The following is a 23,568-nucleotide window of genomic DNA, read 5'->3' as shown; positions in this document are numbered from 1 at the left end:
GGATCGAGGCAGGGACGCGATGAGCGACGACGACAAGCTGCGGTACTTCCTCAAGCGGGTGACCGCCGACCTGCACGACACGAAGCGCAAGCTGCAGACCGTCGAGGCGCGGGACGCCGAACCGCTCGCCATCGTGTCGATGAGCTGCCGGTTCCCCGGCGGCGTCCGGTCCCCGGAGGACCTGTGGGACCTGGTCGCCGACGGCCGGGACGCGCTCACCGAGTTCCCCGACGACCGGGGTTGGGACCTCGACGCGCTCTACGACCCCGACCCGGACAAGCCGGGCAAGAGCTACACCCGGGTCGGCGGGTTCCTCGACGCCGCCGGTGACTTCGACCCGGCCCTGTTCGGCATCTCGCCCCGCGAGGCCCTCGCCATGGACCCGCAGCAGCGGCTGCTGCTGGAGACCTCGTGGGAGGCGATCGAGCGCGCCGGCATCGACCCGCTGTCGCTGCGCGGCAGCCAGACCGGCGTCTTCGTCGGCCTCAGCACGTCCAACTACGGCATGGGCCTGCCGCACGTGCCCGACGGCGTCGACATGTACCTCGGCACCGGCAACACCACGAGCGTCGCCTCCGGCCGGATCTCGTTCACCCTCGGCCTCAACGGGCCCGCCGTCACCGTCGACACCGCCTGCTCGTCCTCCCTGGTCGCGCTGCACCTGGCCGGGCAGGCGCTGCGCCGCGGCGAGTGCGACCTGGCCGTCGCCGGCGGCGTCACCGTGATGGCCACCCCCGGCGTCTTCGTGGTCTTCTCCCGCCAGCGCGGCATGTCCGTCGACGGGCGGTGCCGGGCGTTCGCGGCCGGCGCCGACGGCACCGGCTGGGGCGAGGGTGGCGGCGTGGTCGTGGTGGAACGACTCGCCGACGCCGAACGCCTCGGCCACCCGATCCTCGCCGTGATCCGGGGCAGCGCCCTGAACCAGGACGGCGCCTCCAACGGTCTCACCGCCCCCAACGGGCCCTCCCAGCAGCGGGTGATCCGGGCCGCGCTGGCCAACGCGCGGCTCGGCGCGGCCGACGTCGACCTGGTCGAGGCGCACGGCACCGGCACCACGCTCGGCGACCCGATCGAGGCGCAGGCGCTCATCGCCACGTACGGGCAGGACCGTCCCGCCGACCGGCCGCTGCTGCTGGGCTCGGTGAAGTCGAACATCGGCCACACCCAGAGCGCCGCCGGCGTCGCCGGGCTGGTCAAGATGGTGATGGCGCTGCGGCACGGCACGCTGCCGGCGACGCTGCACGTGGACGAGCCGTCGCCGCACGTGGACTGGTCCGCCGGCGCGGTGGAGCTGATCACCGAGAACCGGCAGTGGCCGGAGCTGGGCCGCCCCCGCCGGGGCGGCGTCTCCTCGTTCGGCGTCAGCGGCACCAATGCCCACGTCATCGTCGAGGAGTACCGCCCGGCCCCCGCCGAGCCAGCCGCCGACGACAGCGCCGAGCCCGCGCCGCGCCGGCCCGGGCTGCTCGCCGCCGCGCCCACCGTCTGGCCGGTCTCCGGTCGCACCCGCGCCGCGCTCGCCGGCCAGGCCGCGCGGCTCGCCGCGCACCTGCGTGGCCGGGCGGACGTCGACCCGGCGGCGGTGGCCTGGTCCCTCGCGACCACCCGCGCCACGCTCGACCAGCGCGCCGCCGTCGTCGGCGCGGCGCCGGCCGAGCTGCTGGCCGGCCTGGACGCCCTCGCCGCCGGCCTGCCGGCGGGCAACCTCGTCACCGGCACGGCGACCGCCGCCGGCGCCGGCCCGGTGTTCGTCTTCCCCGGTCAGGGCGCCCAGTCCGCCCGGATGGCCGCCGGTCTGGTCGGCCGGTGCCCGGTCCTCGACGCGACGCTGGCCGAGTGCCAGGCGGCGCTGGCCCCCCACCTGGACGTCGACCTCGTGTCGGTGCTGACCGGCGACGACGAGTCCTGGCTGGACCGGGTCGAGGTGGTGCAGCCGGTGCTCTGGGCAGTCGGGGTCGCCCTCGCCGCCGTGTGGCGCGCGGCCGGTGTGCTGCCCGACGCCGTGATCGGTCACTCCCAGGGCGAGATCGCCGCCGCCTGCGTCGCCGGCATCCTCTCCCTCGACGACGCGGCCCGCGCGGTGGCCCTGCGGTCCCGGGCGCTCGCCGCGCTGCGGGGGACCGGGACGATGGCGTCGGTGGATCTGCCGGCCGACGAGGTGACCGCCCGTCTGCCCGGGTTCGACGGTGTCGGGGTCGCGGCGGTGAACGGTCCGTCGACGGTGGTGGTGTCCGGTCCGCCGCAGGCGGTCGCCGATTTCGTGGCGGCCTGTCAGGCCGAGGAGGTGCGGGCGCGGTTGATTCCGGTGGACTACGCGTCGCATTCGGCGGCCGTGGAGGACGTCGCCCAGCAACTGCGTACCGACCTGGCCGACGTGACGCCGCAGCAAGGCCACACCCGTCTGGTGTCGACGTTGACCGGGGACTGGGTGGACCCGGCCACCATGACGGCCGACTACTGGTACGACAACCTGCGCCGCACCGTCCGCTTCGACACGGCCGTGCGGACCGCGATCGGCGCGGGGCACAGCACGTTCGTGGAGATCAGTCCGCATCCGGTGCTGGCGATGCCGGTCACCGCGATCCTCGACGACACCGCCACCACCGGCCAGGTGCTGTCGAGCCTGCGCCGCGGTGACGACGACCCGACCCGGCTGCTGACCAACCTGGCCACCGCCCACACCGTCGGCCTGCCCGTCGACCTCACCCGCGTCCTGCCCGAGACGACCACCGTCGACCTGCCCAGCTACGCCTTCGACCACCAGCGGTTCTGGCTCGACGGCAGCGGCGGGCCCGAGCCGGCGGCGGTGTCGTCCGACCAGAGCACCGGGCCGGACGACAGCGGCTTCTGGGCGGCCGTGGAACGCGACGACCTGCCCGCCCTCGCCGAGGTGGTCGCCGGCGAGGACACCCCCGCCGGGACGGCGCTCGACGCGCTCGCCCCGGCGTTGCCCCTGCTGCACCGCTGGCGCCGGCAGCGCCGCCGCCAGTCCGACATCGACAGCTGGCGCTACCAGGACACGTGGAAGCCGCTCACCGGCATCACCAACCGCGGCATGGCCGGCACCTGGCTGGTCGTGCTGCCCACCGGCGACATCGTCGAACCGTGGCAGGACGCGAGCGTGGCGGCGATCGCCGCCGCCGGCGCCACCGTCGTCCCGGTGCCGGTCAGCACCACCGACGCCGACCGCGACCTGCTCGCCAAACTGCTGCGCGAGGCGATCACCACCGGCGCCGACGACACACCGGCCGAGGTGACCGGAGTGGTGTCGCTGCTCGCGTTCGACGAGCTGGTCCACCCGATGCACCCGTCCGTACCCGGTGGCTTCGCCGCCACCGTCGCGCTGGTCCAGGCGCTCGGCGACATCGGCCTCGCCGCCCCCATGTGGGCGGTCACCTCCGGCGCCGTCTCGGTCGGCCGGGCCGACCTGCTCCGCTCGCCCGGTCAGGCCATGGTCTGGGGCTTCGGCCGGGTCGCCGCACTGGAACACCCGCAGCGCTGGGGCGGCCTGGTCGACCTGCCCGAGGCGATCGACGAGCGCAGCGCCGGCCTGCTGGTCGCGGCGCTCACCGCCGCCGGCGAGGAGGACCAGATCGCGGTACGCCCCGCCGGCCTGCTCGGCCGCCGGCTCACCCGGGTCCCGCTCGGCGACAGCCGACCCGCGCACCCGTGGCAGCCCTCCGGCACCGCCCTGGTCACCGGCGGCACCGGCGCCCTCGGCGGACACGCCGCCCGCTGGCTGGCCCGCAGCGGCGTGGAGAACATCGTCGTGGCCAGCCGGCGCGGCCCGGCCGCACCCGGCGCCGCGCAGCTCGTCGAGGAGCTGACCGCGCTCGGCGCCACCGCCAGCGTGGTCGCCTGCGACGCCGCCGACCGGGACGCCCTGGCCGCGCTGATCGACGACATCCCCGCCGACCGTCCGCTGCGGGTGGTGGTGCACGCCAGCGCGGTGCTGGACGACGCGCTCATCAACGAGCTGCGCGTCGACCAGATCGAACGGGTCCTCGCCGCCAAGGTCGACGTCGCCTACCACCTGCACGAACTGACCCTCGACCTCGACCTCGCCGCGTTCGTCATGTTCTCCTCCTTCGCCGGCTCGGTGGGCAGCTCCGGCGTCGGCAACTACGCCCCCAGCAACGCGTTCCTCGACGCGCTCGCCCAGCACCGGCGTGGCCTCGGCCTCCCCGGCACCTCCATCGCCTGGGGCGCCTGGGCCGGCGGCGGCATGGCCGAAGGGCCGTTCGGTGAGCTGCTGCACCGGCACGGCGTACCCGAGATGCCGCCGGAGGCCGCGATCGCCGCGCTGCACCAGGCCGTCGACCACGGCGAGGCGTTCCTCACCGTCGCCGACATCGCCTGGGAGCGGTTCTCCGTCGCGTTCACCGCCACCCGGCCCGGACCGCTGATCAACGACCTGCCCGACGTCCGCCGGTTGCGCGCCGCCGAACGCGTCACCGGCGGCGAGACCCCGACGGCCCGGAGTCGCTGCACGACCGGCTCGCCGGGCTGCCCGCCGCCGACCGGATGGCCGTGCTGCTGGCCCTCGTCCGGGGACAGGTCGCGGCCGTGCTCAACTACCCGTCCGGGGAGTCGGTGGACGAGCACCGGGCGTTCCGCGAACTGGGCTTCGACTCGGTCACCGCGGTCGAGCTGCGCAACCGGCTCGGCCTGGCCACCGGGGTGGCGCTGCCGGTCACCCTGGTCTTCGACTACCCGACGCCGACCACGCTCGCCGAGTACCTCTACGCCGAGGTCGCCCAGGACGACGTGGCCACCCCCACCGCGCTGCTCGACGACCTCGACCGGATCGCCGACGGGCTCGACGTGGTGGCCCGCGACGAGGCCGCCCGGGTCCGCGCCACCGTCCGCCTCCAGGCCATGCTCACCCGTCTCGGGCAGGGCGGCGGCGGCGACGACCTCGGCCGGCACCTCGGCGACGCCACCGACGACGAGCTGTTCGCCATGGTGGACCGCGACCTCGGTCTGTCCTGACCGCACCGGCTCACTCCCCGTCCCCTGCGAGGAAGCGGCACCCGATGGCCAATGAAGACAAGCTCCGCGACTACCTCAAGCGGGTCATGGCGGACCTGCACGACACCCGCCGCCGGCTCAGCGAGGCCCAGTCCCAGGAACTGGAGCCGGTGGCGATCGTCGCGATGAGCTGCCGGTTGCCCGGTGGCGTCCGCGACCCGCGGGACCTGTGGGAGCTGCTGCGCGACGGCCGGGACGCGGTCGCGCCGTTCCCCGACGACCGGGGGTGGGACCTCGACCGGCTCTACCACCCCGACCCCGACCACCCCGGCACCTCGTACGCCCGGGAGGGCGGCTTCCTCGACGGCGCCGGGGACTTCGACGCGGCGTTCTTCGGCATCAGCCCCCGCGAGGCGCTCACCATGGACCCGCAGCAACGGCTGCTGCTGGAGACCGCGTGGGAGGCCGTCGAGTCCGCCGGGATCGACCCGGCCACGCTGCGGGGCAGCCGCACGGGGGTGTTCGTCGGCACCAACGGACAGGACTATGGCACGCTGCTGATGATGTCCCCGGACGCCGACGAGGGGCACTCGATGACCGGCGGGGCGGCGGCCGTCGCCTCCGGCCGGGTGTCGTACACGCTCGGCCTGGAGGGGCCGGCCGTCTCCATCGACACCGCCTGCTCCTCCTCCCTGGTCGCGCTGCACCTCGCCGCGCAGGCGCTGCGGGCGGGGGAGTGCGAGCTGGCGCTCGCGGGTGGTGTCACCGTGATGGCCACGCCCGGCCTCTACATCGGATCGAGCCGGCAACGGGCCCTGTCCCCGGACGGGCGGTGCCGCTCCTTCGCCGCCTCCGCCGACGGGGCCGGATTCTCCGAGGGCGTCGGCTGGCTGCTGGTGGAACGGCTCTCCGACGCCCGCCGCAACGGCCACCCGGTGCTCGCGGTGCTGCGCGGCAGCGCGGTCAACCAGGACGGCGCGTCCAACGGGCTCACCGCCCCCAACGGCCCGTCCCAGCAGCGCGTCATCAGCCAGGCGCTCACCGCCGCCCGGCTCGCCACCGCCGACGTCGACGTCATCGAGGCGCACGGCACCGGCACCAACCTGGGCGACCCAATCGAGGCGCAGGCGCTGCTGGCCACGTACGGGCAGGACCGCGGCGACGCCGGGCCGGCGCTGCTCGGCTCGGTGAAGTCCAACATCGGGCACGCCCAGGCCGCCGCGGGGGTGGCCGGGGTGATCAAGATGGTGCTCGCCATCCGGCACGGCCTGGTGCCGGCGACACTGCACGTGGACGAGCCGTCCCCGCACATCGACTGGTCCGCCGGCGCGCTGGAACTGGTCACCGAGGCCCGCCCCTGGCCGGACCGGGACCGCCCGCGCCGCGCCGCCGTCTCCTCGTTCGGAATCTCCGGCACCAACGCCCACGTCATCGTCGAGCAGGCCCCGGACGAGCCCGCCCCCGCCGCCGAGCCGCCGACCCCGGGGCTGGTGGCCGCCGACGTCACCGCCTGGCCGCTCGCCGCGCGCACCCGCGCCGCGCTCGCCGGGCAGGCCGCCCGGCTGGCCGCGCACCTGCGCGCCGCCCCGGCCGACCCGGCGGTGGTCGCCTGGTCCCTGGCGACCACCCGGACCGCGTTCGAGCAGCGGGCCACCGTGGTCGGCGCGTCCGCCGAGGATCTGCTGTCCGGTCTGGACGCGCTGGCCGCCGGCACGCCGTCGCCGGCGGTGGCGACGGGTGCGGCGTCCCGGACGGCCGGTCCGGTGTTCGTGTTCCCGGGGCAGGGTGCGCAGTCGGCGCGGATGGCGGCGGGTCTGGTGGGTCGGACGCCGGTGTTCGACGCCACGCTCGCCGAGTGCCAGGCGGCGTTGTCGCCGTTCCTGGACGTGGACCTGCCGTCGGTGTTGACCGGGGACGACGAGTCGTGGTTGGACCGGGTCGAGGTCGTGCAGCCGGTGCTGTGGGCGGTCGGCGTCGCGCTCGCGGCGGTGTGGCGGCACGTCGGGGTCACCCCGCAGGCGGTGATCGGTCACTCGCAGGGGGAGATCGGCGCGGCCTGTGTCGCGGGGATCCTGTCGCTGGAGGACGCGGCGAAGACGGTGGCGTTGCGGTCGCGGGCCCTGTCGGTGCTGCGCGGGACCGGCGCGATGGCGTCGGTCGACCTGCCCGTCGACGAGGTGACAACCCGTCTCGACGGGTTCGCCGGCGTCGGGATCGCGGCGGTCAACGGCCCGTCCACGGTGGTGGTCTCCGGCCCGCCGCAGGCCGTGGCCGACTTCGTGGACGCCTGTCAGGCCGACGAGATCCGGGCCCGGTTGATCCCGGTCGACTACGCGTCGCACTCGGCGGCCGTCGAGGACGTCGCCCAGCAGCTTCGCGCGGACCTGGCCGACATCACGCCGCAGCCCGGCCATACCCGTCTGGTGTCCACCCTGACCGGCGACTGGGTCGACCCGGTCTCCATGGACGCCGACTACTGGTACGACAACCTGCGGCAGACCGTCCGGTTCGACACGGCGGTGCGGACCGCGATCGGCGTCGGGCACACGATCTTCGTGGAGATCTCGCCGCATCCGGTGCTGACGATGCCGGTCACCGCGATCCTGGACGACACCGCCACCACCGGCCACGTGCTGTACACGCTGCGTCGAGGCGACGACGACCCGACCCGGCTGCTGACCAACCTCGCCACCGCGCACACCGTCGGCCTGCCCGTCGACCTCACCCGCGTGCTGCCCGAGACGACCACCGTCGACCTGCCCACCTACGCCTTCGACCACCAGCGGTACTGGCCCGCACCGCCGCGCTTCGTCACCGACCGCGACGGCGAACCCGACCCCGACCGCTGGCACTACCGGATCACCTGGACACCCCGGCCCGACCTGCCGCTCACCCGCCTCGGCGGGACCTGGCTGCTGCCCGTACCCGCCGACCTGACCGACGCCCCGCTCGTCACCGACGTGCTCGCCGCGCTCGGCAACGTCGGCGCCGACGCCGTACCCGTGCCCGTCGACCCGGCGGACGACCCGGCCGCGCTCGCCGAGCGGCTGCGCGCCGCGCTGCCCGACGGCGGACCCTCCGCCGTGCTCTCCCTGCTCGGCCTCGACGGGCGTCCCCACCCCGACCACCCGGCCACCACGCTCGGTGTCACCGGCACCGCCCACCTGGTCCAGGCGCTCGGCGCGCTCGGCGTCGAGGCGCCGCTGTGGTGCGCCACCCGCCGCGCCGTCACCACCGGCGACGCCGACCCCGCCCCGGAGCCGGCCGCCGCCGCCGTGTGGGGCCTCGGCCGGGCCGTCGCCCTGGAACACCCCGCCCGCTGGCGCGGCCTGGTCGACCTGCCCGACCGGCTCGACGCGCGCGCCGCCGCCCTCCTCGGCGCGGTGCTCGGCGCCGACGACGGCGAGGACCAGATCGCCGTCCGCGACACCGGCGTGCACGTCCGCCGGCTCACCCGGCTCACCCACCCGGCCGACCACGACGTCCGCCTGCGCGACACCGTGCTGATCACCGGCGGCACCGGCGGCCTCGGCGGGCACCTGGCCCGCTGGGCCGCCCGCGCCGGCGCCGCGCACGTGCTGCTGGCCAGCCGCCGCGGCCCCGACGCCCCCGGCGCCGGCGACCTCACCGCCGAGCTGACCGACCTCGGGGTACGCGTCACCGTCGCCCGGTGCGACGTCACCGACCGCGACCAGCTCGCCGCGCTGCTCGCCGACCTGCCCGACGACGCCCCGCTGCGCGCCGTGCTGCACACCGCCGCCGTCCTCGACGACGGCATCGTGGACACCGTCACCCCGGCCCGCCTGCACACCGTCGCCGCGCCCAAGAGCGCCGCCGCCGACCACCTCGACGCGCTCACCCGCGACCACGAGCTGGACGCGTTCGTGCTCTTCTCCTCCGTCGCCGGCACCACCGGCAACGCCGGCCAGGGGGCGTACGGCGCGGCCAACGCCCACCTCGACGCGCTCGCCCACCGGCGGCGGGCCGACGGCCTCCCGGCGCTCGCCGTCGCCTGGGGCGCCTGGGACGGCGCCGGCCTGCCCGCCGACAACGAGCGCGCCCAGCAGCGGCTGCGGCGCGGCGGCATGGTGGCCATGGACCCCGAGCTCGCCGTCGCGGCACTGACCCGGGCGCTGGGCGGCGACGACGCCGCCACGATGGTCGCCGACGTCGACTGGACCCGCTTCGCCCCGGCGTTCACGCTCGTCCGCCCCAGCCCGCTGCTCGGCGACCTGCCGGAGGTCCACGAGGCGCTGCGACCCCCGCAGACGCCGGCCGCCACCGAACCGGCCGGTGAACCCGGCTCGGCGCTGGCCCGGCAGCTCGCCGGCCGCTCCGCCGCCGAACGGACCGAGACGCTGCGCGACCTGGTCCGCCAGTGCGCCGCCGGCGCGCTCGGCTACGGCTCCGCCGACGACGTTCCGGTCAACCGGCCCTTCCGCGACCTCGGCCTGGACTCGCTGACCGCCGTCGACCTGCGCAACCTCCTCGCCACCGCCACCGACCTGCGGCTGCCCGCCACGCTCGCGTTCGACTACCCGAACCCGGCCGTGCTCGCCGGGCACCTCGACGAACTGCTCACCGGCGCCGGCGCGGCGGTGACCGGCCCGGCAGCCGTGGCCACCCCCGACGAGCCGCTCGCCGTCGTCGCGATGAGCTGCCGCTTCCCCGGCGGCGCGGACGACCCGGAGCGGCTGTGGCAACTGCTCGCCGCCGGCGGCGACGCCATCGGCGACTTTCCCACCGACCGGGGCTGGGACCTCGACCGGCTCTTCGACGCCGACCCCGCCGTCGAGGGCACCAGCTACGCCCGGCAGGGCGGCTTCCTGCCCGACGTGGCCGACTTCGACCCCGGCTTCTTCGGCATCAGCCCCCGCGAGGCGCTCGCCATGGACCCGCAGCAGCGGCTGCTGCTGGAGACCTCGTGGGAGGCGATCGAGCGGGCCGGCATCGACCCGCAGGCGCTGCGCGGCAGCCCCACCGGCGTCTTCGTCGGCACCAACTACCAGGACTACCGCAACCTCATGCTCACCGCCGAGGGCGCCGAGGGACACCTGATGACCGGCAACGCCGGCAGCGTCCTGTCCGGCCGGGTGTCGTACACGCTCGGGCTGGAGGGGCCGGCCGTGTCGGTGGACACCGCCTGCTCGTCGTCGCTGGTCGCGCTGCACTGGGCCGGGCAGGCGCTGCGCGCCGCCGAGTGCTCCCTGGCGCTCGTCGCCGGCGTCACCGTGATGGCCACCCCCGGCGTGTTCGTCGGGTTCAGCCGCCAGCGCGGCCTGGCCCCGGACAGCCGGGTCAAGGCGTTCGCCGCCGGCGCCGACGGCACCAGCTGGGGCGAGGGCGTCGGCGTGCTGCTGGTCGAGCGGCTCAGCGACGCCCGCCGCAACGGCCACCCGGTGCTCGCGGTGATCCGGGGCAGCGCGGTCAACCAGGACGGCGCCTCCAACGGCCTCACCGCCCCCAACGGGCCGGCCCAGCAGCGGGTCATCCGGGCCGCGCTGGCCAACGCCCGCCTCGACGCCGGTGACGTCGACGCGGTGGAGGCGCACGGCACCGGCACCCGGCTCGGCGACCCGATCGAGGCGCAGGCGCTGCTCGCCACGTACGGTCAGGGCCGACCCGAGGACCGGCCGCTGCTGCTCGGCTCGATCAAGTCGAACATCGGCCACACCCAGGCCGCCGCCGGTGTCGCCGGCGTGATCAAGATGATCCTCGCGCTGCGCCACGGCTACCTGCCGCCGACGCTGCACGTGGACGCGCCCAGCGACCAGGTGGACTGGAGCACGGGCGCGGTCGACCTGCTCACCGAGGGCCGGCCGTGGCCGCTGACCGGCCGCCCGCGCCGCGCCGCCGTCTCCTCGTTCGGCATCAGCGGCACCAACGCCCACACCATCCTCGAACAGGCCCCCGAGCCGCCCGTCCCGGCCGGCGAACCGGCGCACCCGCCGGTGGTGCCGGTCCTGCTCTCCGCCCGCACCGCCGGGTCGCTGGCCGCCCAGGCGCAGCCGTGGGCCGACCGGCTCACCGGTCCGCAGGCCCCACCGCTGGTCGACGTCGGCTGGACCTCCGCGGTGTCCCGGGCCGCGCTGGAGCACCGCGCGGTGGTGCTCGCCACCGACCGGCGCACGTTGCGCGCCGGGTTGCGCGCCCTGCGCCGGGGCGACGACTCGCCGGCGCTGGTGACCGGTGCGGTGACCGCCCGGCCCCGGGTCGCGTACCTGTTCTCCGGGCAGGGCGCGCAGCGGCCCGGCATGGGTCGCGAGCTGGCCGCCGCGTACCCGGCCTACGCCGACGCGCTGACCGAGGTGTGCGCCGCGCTCGACCCGCACCTGTCCCGGCCGCTGCGCCCGCTGCTCGACGCCGATCCCGGTACCCCCGAGGCGGCGCTGCTGGACCGCACCGAGTTCACCCAGCCGGCCCTGTTCGCCGTGGAGGTGGCGCTGTTCCGGCTGCTCACCGCCTGGGGGCTGCGCCCCGACGCGGTCGCCGGGCACTCCATCGGCGAGTTCGCCGCCGCGTACGCCGCCGGGGTGCTCACCCTCGGCGACGCCGCCGAGCTGGTCGCCACCCGGGGCCGGCTGATGCAGGCGCTGCCCGACGGCGGGGCCATGCTCGCCGTCGCCGCCGGCGAGGACGCCGTCCGGCCCACGCTCGGCGCCGGGGTCGCGCTCGCCGCCGTCAACGGCCCCGCCGCCGTGGTCGTCGCCGGCGAGACCGACGCCGTCGACCGGGTCGCCGCCGAGTGGACCGCCCGAGGGGTACGCACCCGCAAGCTCGCCGTCAGCCACGCCTTCCACAGCCCGCTGATGGAGCCGGTGCTCGACGAGTTGGCCGCGCTCGCCGCCCGGCTGCCGCACCACGCGCCGACCGTGCCGCTGGTCTCCACCGTCACCGGCGCGCCGGTCGACGTGGCGGTGGTCGGCGCGCCCGGCTACTGGGCCCGGCACGCCCGCGACACGGTCCGCTTCGCCGACGCGGTCACCGCGCTGCGCGCGCACGGCTGCACCGCCTACCTGGAGGTGGGCCCGGACGGGGTGCTCACCCCGGCGGCCCAGGGCGTGCTGGCCGACGCCGGGCCGGTCCCGCCGGTCCTGCCCACGCTGCGCCGGGACCGGCCGGAACCGCTGACCCTGCTGCGCGCCGTGGCCGCGCTGCACGTGCACGGCGTCGCCCCGGACTGGCCGGCGCTCTACGCCGGGGTCGACCCGCAGCCGGCCGACCTGCCCACCCACGTGTTCGACCGGCAGCGCTTCTGGCCGCAGCCGCCGGCCTGGCTGACCGCGCCGGCCGACGTCGACACCGCTGTGGAACGCCGGTTCTGGGCGGCGGTCGACGCCGAGGACCTGGACGGTCTGCTCACCGAGCTGGACGTCGCCGCGGAACAGCCGTTCGACGCCGTGCTGCCGGCGCTGTCGGCCTGGCGGCGCCGCGGCCGGGAACGGTCCCTGGTGGACGGCAGCCGCTACCGGGTCCGGTGGGAACCGGTCGACGTCGACGCCGGCACCCCGCCCGCCGGCCGCTGGCTGGTGCTGCTGCCCGCCGACCGGGCCACCGACCCGGACCTGACCGCCCTGGCCGGTGCGCTCGGCCCGGCGGCCACCACCGCGGCGGTCGACACCGCCGCCGAGCCCGACGAGCTGGCCACCCGGCTGGCCGACCTGGTCGCCGCCGCGACCGGCGACGGCCCGTCGCACGTGCTGTCCCTGCTCGGCCTGGACGAGACGTCGCACACCGACCACCCGGCGCTGCCGCGCGGGCTGGCCGCCACCGTCCACCTGCTCCAGGCGCTGACCGACCTCGACGCGCCGGCCCGGCTCTGGTGCGCCACCCGCGGCGCGGTCGGCGTCGGGGACGGCGACACCCCGGACCGGCCCCGGCAGGCGGCGCTGTGGGGCCTCGGCCGGGTCGCCGCGCTGGAACAGCCCGCCCGCTGGGCCGGCCTGGTCGACCTGCCCGCCACCGTCGACGACGACACCGCCCGACGGACCGCCGCCCTGCTGGCCACCACCACCGAGGACCAGGTGGCGGTGCGTGCCGACGGGGCGTACGCCCGGCGGCTCGACACCGCCGTGACCGACGGCGAGCCAACGCCGTGGCAGCCGCGCGGCACCGTCCTGATCACCGGCGGCACCGGCGCGCTCGGCGGGCACGTGGCCCGCTGGGCCGCCGACGCGGGCGCCGAGCGGATCGTGCTGACCAGCCGGCGCGGCGCCGACACCCCCGGCGCCGACGCGCTCCTGGCCGAGCTGGCCGACTCCGGCGTCGAGTGCCGGGTGGCCCGGTGCGACGCCGCCGACCGGACCGCCATGACCGACCTCGTGGCCGACCTGCGCCGGGACGGGCCGCCGCTGCGCGCGGTGGTGCACGCCGCCGGGGTCAGCGAGGTGGTCCCGCTGGCCGAGACCACGCTGGAGGACCTGGCGTACGTGATCGGCCCGAAACTGGCCGGCGCGGAACTGCTCGACGAGCTGCTCGACGGCGTCGAGCTGGACGCGTTCGTGCTCTTCTCCTCCATCGCCGCCACCTGGGGCAGCGGCGGTCAGGGCGCGTACGCCGCCGGCAACGCCCACCTGGACGCCCTCGCGCAGCGGCGCCGGGCGCGCGGCCTGCCCGCCACCTCGGTGGCCTGGGGGCCGTGGACCGAGTCCGGGATGTTCGACGACGACGCGCCGGAACAGCTGCGCCGACGCGGCCTGCGGGTGCTGCCGCCCGGGCCGGCGATGGCCGGGCTGCGGCACGCGCTCGCCGCCGGCGACACCTGCGTGACGGTCGCCGACGTCGACTGGGCCACGTTCCACCCGCTGTTCACCGCGCTGCGACCCAGTCCGCTGCTGGCCGACCTGCCGGCCGTGCGGGCGCTCGCCGCCGCACCGGAACCGGCCGCGAACGCCGGCCCGGAGGGCGCGGACCGGCTCGCCGAGCTGCGCGCGCTGCCCGCCGCCGACCGGCGCGACGCGCTGCTGGACCTGGTCCGCACCGACGCGGCGAAGGTCCTCGGCCACCCCTCGGTCGACGCGGTCGACCCGGAGCGGGGCTTCCTCGACCTCGGCTTCGACTCGCTCACCGCGGTGGAGCTGCGCAACCTGCTCACCGCCGCGACCGGCCGGGAGCTGCCCACCACCGTGGTCTTCGACTACCCGACCCCGGCCGGCCTCGCCGACCACCTGGACGCCGAGCTGTTCCCCGACGGCGGCGACCCGGCCGGCGGCGACCCGGCCGGCGGCGACCCGGCCGGCGGCGACCCGGCCGACGAGGAGACCGTGCGCCGGGTGCTCGCGGCGATCCCGCTGGACCGGCTGCGGCAGGCGGGGCTGCTCGACCCGCTGCTGCGCCTCGGCCAGGACACCGCCGCGCCGGCCCCGGACGCGACGCCGGACGCCCCCGCCGCCGAGATCCGCGACCTCGACGTCGCCGGACTGGTGCGGATGGCCCTCGAAGGATCCGACTCGTGAACCGGCCGGCGGCAGGGAGGCCCCGATGAGCGTCTCGCTGGACGAGGTGGTGGGCGCGTTGCGCGCGTCCCTGCTGGACAACCAGAAACTCCGGCAGCAGAACCAGCAACTCACCGACCGCCTCACCGAACCCGTGGCGATCATCGGGATGAGCTGCCGGTTCCCCGGTGGCGTGCGCTCGCCCGACCAGCTCTGGGAGCTGGTCGACGCCGGCCGCGACGCGATGGCCCCGTTCCCCGCCGACCGCGGCTGGGACCTCGACGCGCTCTACGACACCGACCCGACCAGCCGCGGCACCTCCTACGTCCGCGACGGCGGCTTCCTGCCCGACGCCGGCCACTTCGACCCGGCGTTCTTCGGCATCAGCCCGCGCGAGGCCCTCGCCATGGACCCGCAGCAGCGGCTCCTGCTGGAGACCGCGTGGGAGGCGTTCGAGTCCGCCGGCGTCGACCCGACCGGGCTGCGTGGCGCGCCCACCGGCGTCTACGCGGCCACCAGCAGCCAGGGCGACTACGCGGCGCTGCTCACCGGCGTCGGCGGCGGCGTCGAGGGCTACCTCGGCACCGGCAGCGCCGCCGCCGTGGCCAGCGGCCGGATCGCGTACGCGCTGGGCCTGGAAGGGCCGGCGGTCACCGTGGACACCGCCTGCTCGTCGTCCCTGGTCGCGCTGCATCTGGCCTGCCAGGCGCTGCGGCTGGGGGAGTGCACCCTCGCGCTGGCCGGCGGGGTGTCCGTGATGGCCACCCCGACCGTGTTCGTCGAGTTCTCCCGTCAGCGCGGCCTGTCCACCGACGGGCGGTGCAAGTCGTTCGCCGCCGCCGCCGACGGCACCGGCTGGTCCGAGGGCGTCGGCATGCTGCTGGTCGAACGGCTCTCCGACGCCCGCCGCCACGGCCACCCCGTGCTCGCCGTGGTGCGCGGCAGCGCGGTCAACCAGGACGGCGCCAGCAGCGGACTCACCGCGCCCAACGGGCCCGCCCAACGCCGGGTCATCCGGGCCGCGCTGGCCAACGCCGGGCTCACCGCCGCCGAGGTGGACGTGGTGGAGGCACACGGCACCGGCACCACGCTCGGCGACCCGATCGAGGCCCAGGCGCTGCTGGCCACGTACGGGCAGGACCGGGCCGCCCCGCTGCTGCTCGGCTCGGTCAAGTCGAACATCGGCCACACCCAGGCCGCCGCCGGCGTCGCCGGCATCATCAAGATGGTCCTCGCCATGCGGCACGGCCGGCTCCCGGCCACCCTGCACGTCGACCGGCCCACCCCGCACGTCGACTGGTCCGCCGGCGCGGTGGAGCTGCTCACCGACCCGCGCCCGTGGCCGGCCACCGACCGGCCCCGCCGCGCCGGCGTCTCCGCGTTCGGCGTCAGCGGCACCAACGCCCACGCGGTCCTGGAACAGGCGCCCCCGGACGCGCCGGCGACACCGGCCGTCGCCGGACCGGGAGGCCCAGCCACCCACGCCGACCAGGTCCGCCCCGACGGCGCCCGCACCGCGCCGCCCGCGCCGTGGCTGGTGTCCGCCCGCTCCGCGCCGGCCCTCGCCGGGCAGGCCCGGCGACTGCTGGACCACCTCGCCGCCCACCCCGACCTGCGCCCGGCCGACGTGGCGTACTCGCTGCTCACCACCCGGGCGGCGCTGCCGCACCGGGCCGCGGTCACCGGCGACGACGCGGCGGCGCTGCGCGCCGGCCTGCGGGCGGTCGCCGAGGACCGGCCCGCCCCCGGCGTGGTGCGCGGCGTGGCCCGGCCCGCCGGCAAGCTCGCCGTCCTCTTCCCCGGCCAGGGCGCCCAGCGGCCCGGGATGGGCGCCGACCTGCACCGCAGGTTCCCGGTCTTCGCCGCCGCGTTCGACGAGGTGGCCGCCGAACTCGACCGGCACCTGAACCGCCCGCTGCGCGAGGTGGTCTTCGCCGGCCCGGACACCCCCGAGGCGACGCTGCTTGACCGCACCGAGTTCACCCAACCCGCGCTCTTCGCCTACCAGGTCGCCGCGTACCGGCTGGTCACCGCGTGGGGCGTGCGCCCGGCCCACCTGCTCGGCCACTCGGTCGGCGAGCTGGCCGCCGCGCACGTCGCCGGCGTGCTGTCGCTGCCGGACGCGGCCACCCTGGTCGCCGCCCGGGCCCGGCTCATGCAGGCGCTGCCGGCCGGCGGGGCGATGCTCGCGGTCCGCGCGTCCGCCGCCGAGGTCGCGCCGCTGCTCGACCACCGGGTGGCCCTGGCCGCCGTGAACGGTCCCGAGTCGGTGGTGCTCTCCGGCGACGAGGACGCCGTACTCGCCGCCGGCGAACAGCTCGCCGCGCGCGGCCGGCGGACCCGCAGGCTACGGGTCGGCCACGCCTTCCACTCCGCCCGGATGGACGACGTGCTGGCCGAGTTCCGGGTGGTCGCGGAGAAGCTCACCTGGCACCCGCCGACCGTGCCGATCGTCTCCGACCGCACCGGCGAACCGCTCACCGCCGCGCAGGCCACCGACCCCGGCTACTGGGTGCAGCACGTCCGGGACACCGTACGGTTCCAGCCCGCCGTGGCCACCCTGGCCGCCGCCGGGACCGGCACCTACCTGGACCTCGGCCCGGACGCGGCGCTCACCGCCCTGGCCCGCGAGTGCCTGCCCGACGTCGAGCCGGCCGCGTTCGTGCCGGCGGCCCGCCGCGAGCTGTCCGAGCCGGCCGCCCTGCTCGCCGCGGTCGCCGCCGTGGACCTGCGCGGCGCCGGCGTACGCTGGCCGGCGCTGTTCGCCGACACCGACGCCACCCGGGTCGACCTGCCCACGTACGCGTTCCAGCACGAGCGGTTCTGGCCCGACCCGATCCGGTTCGACCTGGCGCCGCGCCCCGCCGACCCGGCCGACGGCGAGTTCTGGGCCGCCGCCGACCGGGGTGACCCGGCCGCGCTGGCCGCGCTGCTCGGGCTCGACGACGCCGCCGCCGCTGCGCTCGACGAGCTGCTGCCCGCGCTGACCGGCTACCGCGACCGCCGCCGTCGCGCGGCCACCCTCGACGGACTGCGTTACCGGATCGGCTGGACCCCGGCCGACCCGCCGACCGGCCTCTCCCCGGGCGGGCCGTGCCTGGTCGTCGGCCCACCCGGCGACCTGCTGACGGCGGTGACCGAGGCGGTACGCGCCGAGGGCCTCGACCCGGTGCCGGTGCCGTCCGGCGCCGACCCGGGCGCCGCGCTGCGCGACCGGCTCGCCGAGGTCACACCGACCCGGGTGGTCCTCCTGGCCATTCCGTCCGGCGCTGCCGGGGAGAGCGCCACCCCGCCCGGCGCTGCCGGCGACGGCGCCACCCCGCCCGGCGCTGCCGGCGGCGGCGCCACCTCGGCCGGCGCTGCCGGCGACGGCGCCACGACCACGGCACCCGGCACGGACGCCCTCGCCGGCACGATCGCCGTGGTGCGGGCGCTCGCCGAGGCCGGCGTCACCGCTCCGCTGTGGTGCGTCACCCGGGGCGCGGTCGCCACCGGCGCCGGTGACCCGGCGCCCGACCCCGCCGCCGCGACCGTCTGGGGCCTCGGCCGGGTGCTGGCGCTGGAACACCCCCGCCTCTGGGGCGGCCTGCTCGACCTGCCCGCCGGGACCGAGGCGACCGCTGCCGACCCGGCCCCTGCCACCCCAGGCCCCGATCCCGCCCTGCTGGCCCGGGTGGTCGCCGGTGACGGCGCCGAGGACCAGCTCGCCGTGCGAGCCGGTGGGCTGCGCGCCCGGCGCCTGGAACGCGCCCCGGCCGCCCCCGAGCGGCCCTGGCGGCCGGGCGGCGCGGTGCTCGTGCACGGCGACGCCCCGGTCCGTCGCCCGCACCTGCTGCGCCGGCTCGCCGGCGCGGGCGCGACCCACCTGCTGCTGGTCGGTCCGGCGGTGCCCGACACCGACGCGCCGACCGGGGTCGACGTGACCGTCGTGGACGGCGTCGAGGCGCTGCCCGCCGCGCTGGAGCGGCTGGCCGCGGCCGGCACGCCGGTGCGTACCGTGCTGCACGTGGCCGACGCCGGCGGGGCCGGCGAGCCGGTCACGGCGGCCGACCCGCGCCAGGTGGCCGACCGGGTCGGCGCGCAGCTGGCCGCGGTGGCCCGGCTCGACGCCGCGTGCGCCGGCCACGCGGTCGACGAGTTCCTGGTCTTCGTCTCCACGGCCGCCACCTGGGGCGGCGGTGGCGCGGCGGTGGCCGCGGCCACCGGCGCCGGGCTCGCCGCGCTGGCCGCCCGCCGCCGCGCCGGGGGTCGGCCGGCCACGACGGTGGCCTGGGCGCCGTGGAGCGGCGAGACCGCCGATCCGGAGCAGCTGCGCCGGCGGGGTGTCCGCCCGCTGGACCCGGAGACCGCCCTCGACGCGTTGGCCCGCGTCGCCGCCGGCCGGAACGGCGACACCGACGGTGGCGGCGACCTGCTCACCGCCGGCGGGAACGCCTACCCCGTCAGCGACGGTGGGCGGGACGAGATCGCCCTCGCCGACATCGACTGGCCCACGTTCGTGCCCGCGTTCACCGCGGTGCGGCCGGCCCCGCTGCTGCGTGGCGTACCCGACGCCGTCGTCGGGGCCGACGCGGCCGCGCCCGCCGCCGGACCGTCCGACCCGGCGCGGGCGTTGCGGGACCGGTTGGCCGCCGTGCCCGCCGGCGACCGGCTGCCGATCCTGCTGGACCTGGTCCGGGCGCAGGCGGCCACCGTGCTCGGGCACGCCGGGCCGGGCGCGGTCGAGCCGGACCGCGACTTCCTGGAACTGGGCTTCGACTCGCTGACCGCGCTAGAGCTGCGCGACGCGCTGCGCCAGGAGACCGGCGTGGAGCTGTCCGCCACGCTGCTCTTCGACCACCCCACCCCGGACGCGCTGGCCGGGCACCTGCTCGGCCTCATCCTCGGCGACGGGGCCGGCGCCGCGCTCGCCGACGCCGCCACCCCGGAGGGGGCCGGTGGCCTGCTCGGCGGGCTGTTCCGCCAGCCCAAGGCGCGCGCCGACGCCGCCGGCTACGCCGAGCTGCTGGTCAAGCTGGCCCAGTTCCGGCCCAGCTTCACCTCCCCGGCCGAGCTGACCCGCCCGGCCGGGATCCTGCGTCTCGCCGAGGGTCCCGCCACCCCCGTCGTCTGCTGCTGCACGATGTCGTTGCTGTCCGGGGCGCACGAGTACGCCCGCCTCGCCGCCGGCATGCGCGGCCGGCGCAACGTGTGGGCGTTGCCCAACCCCGGCTTCGGGGTCGGCGAGGAACTGCCCGCCGACCTCGACGCGCTGCTGCGGGTGCACGCGGACACCGTGCTGCGCGCCGTCGGCCCGGGCAAGTTCGTGCTGGCCGGGCACTCCGGCGGCGCGATGGTGGCCAACCTGCTCGCCGCCGAGCTGGACCGGCAGGGCCGCGCCCCGGCGGCGGTGGTGCTGATGGACACCTACCCGCCCGGCAGCGAGGTGCTCGGCGGCTGGACGTCGCAGCTGCTCGACGGGATGGTCGAGCGGGACAGCGCGTACACCCCGATGGACGACCACCGGGCCACCGCCTGGGCCGGCTACCTGCCGCTGTTCCTCGACTGGCGGCCCGCCCCGATGTCCGCCGCCACGTTGCTGGTGCGGGCCAGCGAGCCGCTGGGGGAGTGGACCGGGGAACCGGACGAATGGCGGTCGGTGTGGCCGTACCCGCACGAGACGCGGGACGCGGCCGGTGACCACTTCACCATGGTCGGCGAACGCGGCCCGGAACTCGCCGTGACCGTGGACGGCTGGCTCGCGGAACGGGGTCTGTGACACCGCCCCTTGGGCTGCCCCTAACGCCCCCTATCGCGGGGGCCGACAACTGTCTTACCAGGAACCAGGACGGGAGCATGACGACGTGGACGAGGCAGTGGTGGTCGACGGGCTGGTCAAGAGATACCGGCCCGACATGCCGCCGGCGGTGGACGGACTGAGTTTCTCCGTCGCCGCCGGCGAGGTCTTCGGTCTGCTCGGGCCGAACGGCGCCGGCAAGACCACGACGATCGGGGTGCTGACGACCCGGGTGCGCGCCACCTCGGGCCGCGCCCTGGTCTGCGGCGCGGACGTGTCCCGTGCGCCCGCCGTGGCCCGGCAGTTGCTGGCGGTGGTGCCGCAGCGGGTCAACCTGGACCGGTCACTGACCGTCCGGCAGAACCTGCTGTTCCACTCCGCGTACCACCGGGTGTCCCGGTCCCGCCGGTCGGCGCGGGCCGACGAACTGCTGGAGCAGATGGGCCTGACGGCGTTCGCCACCGCCCGCACCGACTTCCTCTCCGGCGGCCTGGCCCAACGCACCATGATCGCCCGGGCGTTGATGCACGCCCCACGGGTGCTCTTCCTCGACGAGCCCTCCGCCGGCCTCGACCCGCAGTCGCGGCTGTTCGTGCACGAGCGGATCGCCGAGCTGAAGCGCTCCGGCGTCACCGTCGTGGTGACCACGCACGACATGGAGGAGGCGGAGAAGCTCTGCGACCGGGTCGGCATCGTCGACCACGGCAAGCTGCTCACCCTGGACACCCCGGCCGCGCTGACCCGGACCCTGCCCGGCAGCAGCACCCTGACCCTGGTGGTCGCGCCGGGCGCGCCGGTCGAGGCGGTGCAGGCCGCGCTGGCCGACGTACCGGACGTGGAGCGGGTGGAACGGCTGCGCGCCGGCGGCGCCGCGGAGCTGCCGATGTTCCCCGGCATGCCGCCGATGCCGCTGCCCGACGCGCCCGCCGACCCGGACGCGCCGCTGTCGTTCCGCGTCTACACCGCCGGAGCCCCGGCCAACGCCGTGCCGATGGCGTTGAAGGTCCTCACCGACCTCGGCTGCGAGGTCCGCGACCTCAGCGTCGGCCAGCCCAGCCTGGAGGACGTCTTCATCCACCTGACCGGAAGGGAACTTCGGTGACCGTCACCGCCCCCGCCGTCCCGGCCCCGTCGGCCGCCGTCGCACCCCCGCCGGTACGCCTGCGCGACCAGCTCACCACCTTCCGGGCGGTGCTCTGGCGGGACATGTTCGTCACCAGCCGCGAGGTGGGCGCGTTCCTGGCCCAGGTCTTCCTCCAGCCGCTGTTCATGCTGCTCATCTTCGGCAAGGTGCTCAAGGACCTCGGGTACGCCAGCGACGACTTCGCCAACGTGCTGCTGCCCGGCGTGATCGCGCTCAACGCGTTCCTGATCGGCCTGGAGAACACCGCACTGCCGATGGTGATGGACTTCTCCTTCACCCGCGAGATCGAGGACCGCCTGCTGTCGCCGATGGCGATCCCGCTGGTCGCGTTCGAGAAGATCGTCTTCGGGGCGATCCGGGGCCTCGTCGCCGGGCTGGTGCTGATCCCGGTCGGCATGCTGATCCTCGGCGTCACGTGGCCGCTGTCCACGCTGCTGCCGATCGTGGGCGTGCTGGCGGCCGGTGCGCTGGTCGGTGCCGCCATGGGCCTGACCTTCGGCACGCTCGTCCCGCCGCAACGGATCCAGATCATGTTCACGGTCACGCTGACGCCGCTGATGTTCACCGGCGCCACCCAGTTCCCGCTGCGCGCGTTGGACTCGCTGCCCTGGTTCCAGGTGGTCTGCGCGATCAACCCGCTGACCTACGTGAGTGAGGCGACCCGCTCACTGGTCGCCCCGCCGGGCGTCCAGTCGGTGCCGCTCTGGCTGGACCTGCTCGTGCTCGCCGTGGTGTTCGTGGTCTTCACCGCCGTCGGCATCCGCGGCTTCATGCGCCGGGCGATGGACTAGGGGTCGGCCGCGATGACCCCCGACGACGGACCGCTGCTGCTGGTCAGCTCCGGCAGCGCGGGGTTGTTCAACCCGCTGCTCACCCTGGCCGGCGAGCTGAAGCGCCGGGCCGTGCGGCCGGTCCGGTTCGCCTGCACCGACGAGCGGCGGGCCGAGATCGAGGCCCTGCCCGGCGACGGCGACCTGCGTTTCGTCTCCCTCGGGCCGCCCCGGGTGGAGGTCCGCCCGGAGCACTGGGACGACGAGACGCACCGCCGGATGTCCACCGGCTCGCGGGTGGTGAACTTCGCCAGCTACGTCGACGCCTCGACCGACTTCGACCACCTGCACGAGCTGTACGAGCGGTGCCTGGCGGTCGTCGACGAGGTGCGCCCGGCCTTGGCGGTGGTGGACTCGTTCGCCTCGTTCGGCATGGACGCGGCCACCACCCGGGGCGTGCCCTACGTCATCAGCGTCACGGTGCCGCCGTCGAACTTCCTCCAGGACAGCCTGCCGCCGTCGTACCCGATGTCGTTGTCCGGGCTGCCGCTGGCGATGAACCCGAGCCAACGGGCGGCGAACGACAGCTACCGGGCCGCGTTGCTGGCCACGCTCACCGAACCGGAGCGGCTCGCCCGCAGCACCGCCGCCGCGCGGCGGCGGACCGAGGCCGGGATCCGCAACGCCGAGCTGCGTCCCTCGCAGTACGCCGAGACGGCCCGGGCGCTGCTGGCCTACACCGTGTTCGGCCTGGAGTACCCGTTCGACACGGCGCCGGCGAACCTGCGCACGGTGGGCTCGATGGTCCCCCGGGACATCGTGCCCAGCGCGGACGGCGCCGAGCTGCGCGCCTGGCTCGACGCGCACGAGTCCGTCGTCTACGTCGGCTTCGGCACGATCATGCGTCCGACCGCCGCCCAGGTGGCCGCGCTGGTCGAGGTGGCCGCCCGCCTCGGCCCCGAGCACCAGGTGCTGTGGAAACTGCCCGCCGCCCGGCACCCGCTGCTGCCCCCGGCCGGCGAGCTGCCCGCCAACCTGCGCGTCGAGTCGTGGCTGCCGTCGCAGGTGGAGGTGCTGGCGCACCCGCACGTGCGGGTGTTCTTCAACCACGCCGCCGCCAACGCGATCCACGAGGCGGCCTGGTTCGGCGTGCCGCAGCTGGTGATGCCGTTCTGGTTCGACTGCTACGACGGCGCGGTGCGGGTGGTCGACGCCGGGATCGCGCTGGCGGTCGAGCACGAGGACCCGCTCGACGTCGACGACGTCGTGGACAAGCTGGGCCGGCTGCTGTCCGACCCGTCCTTCCGCGATCGGGCGGCGCGGTGGCGCGACTGCCTGCGCCGGGCGGGCGGCGTGACCGCCGCCGCCGACCTCGTGCTGAGCTTGTAAGGAAGGGCCCCCTCTCAACGCATTCGGTAGAGGAAGGGCCCCTTCTTAACACCCGGGTGTTAAGAAGGGGCCCTTCCTTGTGAC

The 23,568-nt window shown here is 76.5% G+C and carries 5 protein-coding genes and 1 pseudogene; all 6 read left to right on the top strand.

Annotated features, from left to right (window positions below):
- The first annotated feature begins 19 nt into the window (after positions 1-19).
- The 6 genes and pseudogenes from CO540_RS05160 (at position 20) to CO540_RS05135 (ending at position 23,484) form a co-directional block, all read left to right on the top strand.
- Positions 20-4,992, top strand: a pseudogene (locus tag CO540_RS05160) (type I polyketide synthase).
- On the top strand, positions 4,989-14,426 hold the full coding sequence (locus tag CO540_RS05155; protein ID WP_371682290.1) for a type I polyketide synthase: 9,438 nt from the start codon (positions 4,989-4,991) through the stop codon (positions 14,424-14,426). Before CO540_RS05160 ends, CO540_RS05155 begins: the two are co-directional and overlap by 4 nt.
- Before the next feature lie 46 nt (positions 14,427-14,472).
- Positions 14,473-20,163, top strand: a complete 5,691-nt coding sequence (locus CO540_RS31170) for a type I polyketide synthase (protein WP_371682289.1) — start codon at positions 14,473-14,475, stop codon at positions 20,161-20,163.
- An 85-nt stretch (positions 20,164-20,248) separates the two neighbouring features.
- Entirely contained in the window at positions 20,249-21,283 is a 1,035-nt protein-coding gene (locus CO540_RS05145; RefSeq protein ID WP_091574836.1) for an ABC transporter ATP-binding protein, read from the top strand.
- Positions 21,280-22,116, top strand: coding sequence for an ABC transporter permease (locus CO540_RS05140; RefSeq protein ID WP_091574832.1), 837 nt, complete (start codon positions 21,280-21,282; stop codon positions 22,114-22,116). The genes CO540_RS05145 and CO540_RS05140 overlap by 4 nt, the downstream gene beginning before the upstream one ends.
- A gap of 12 nt (positions 22,117-22,128) precedes the next feature.
- Positions 22,129-23,484, top strand: coding sequence for a glycosyltransferase (locus tag CO540_RS05135; protein ID WP_099161130.1), 1,356 nt, complete (start codon positions 22,129-22,131; stop codon positions 23,482-23,484).
- Positions 23,485-23,568 lie beyond the last annotated feature (84 nt).

Origin of the sequence: Micromonospora sp. WMMA2032 (genome assembly GCF_002688545.1) — a bacterium.
GTDB classification, from domain to species: domain Bacteria; phylum Actinomycetota; class Actinomycetes; order Mycobacteriales; family Micromonosporaceae; genus Micromonospora; species Micromonospora sediminicola.
Note: the sequence above shows the minus strand (reverse complement) of the source record. Positions and strands in the feature narration are given on the sequence as shown.

Bases quoted from the DNA above. Each gene is read 5' to 3' on its own strand.
- CO540_RS05135 (WP_099161130.1), top strand. From the start codon at position 22,129: ATGACCCCCGACGACGGACCGCTGCTGCTGGTCAGCTCCGGCAGCGCG.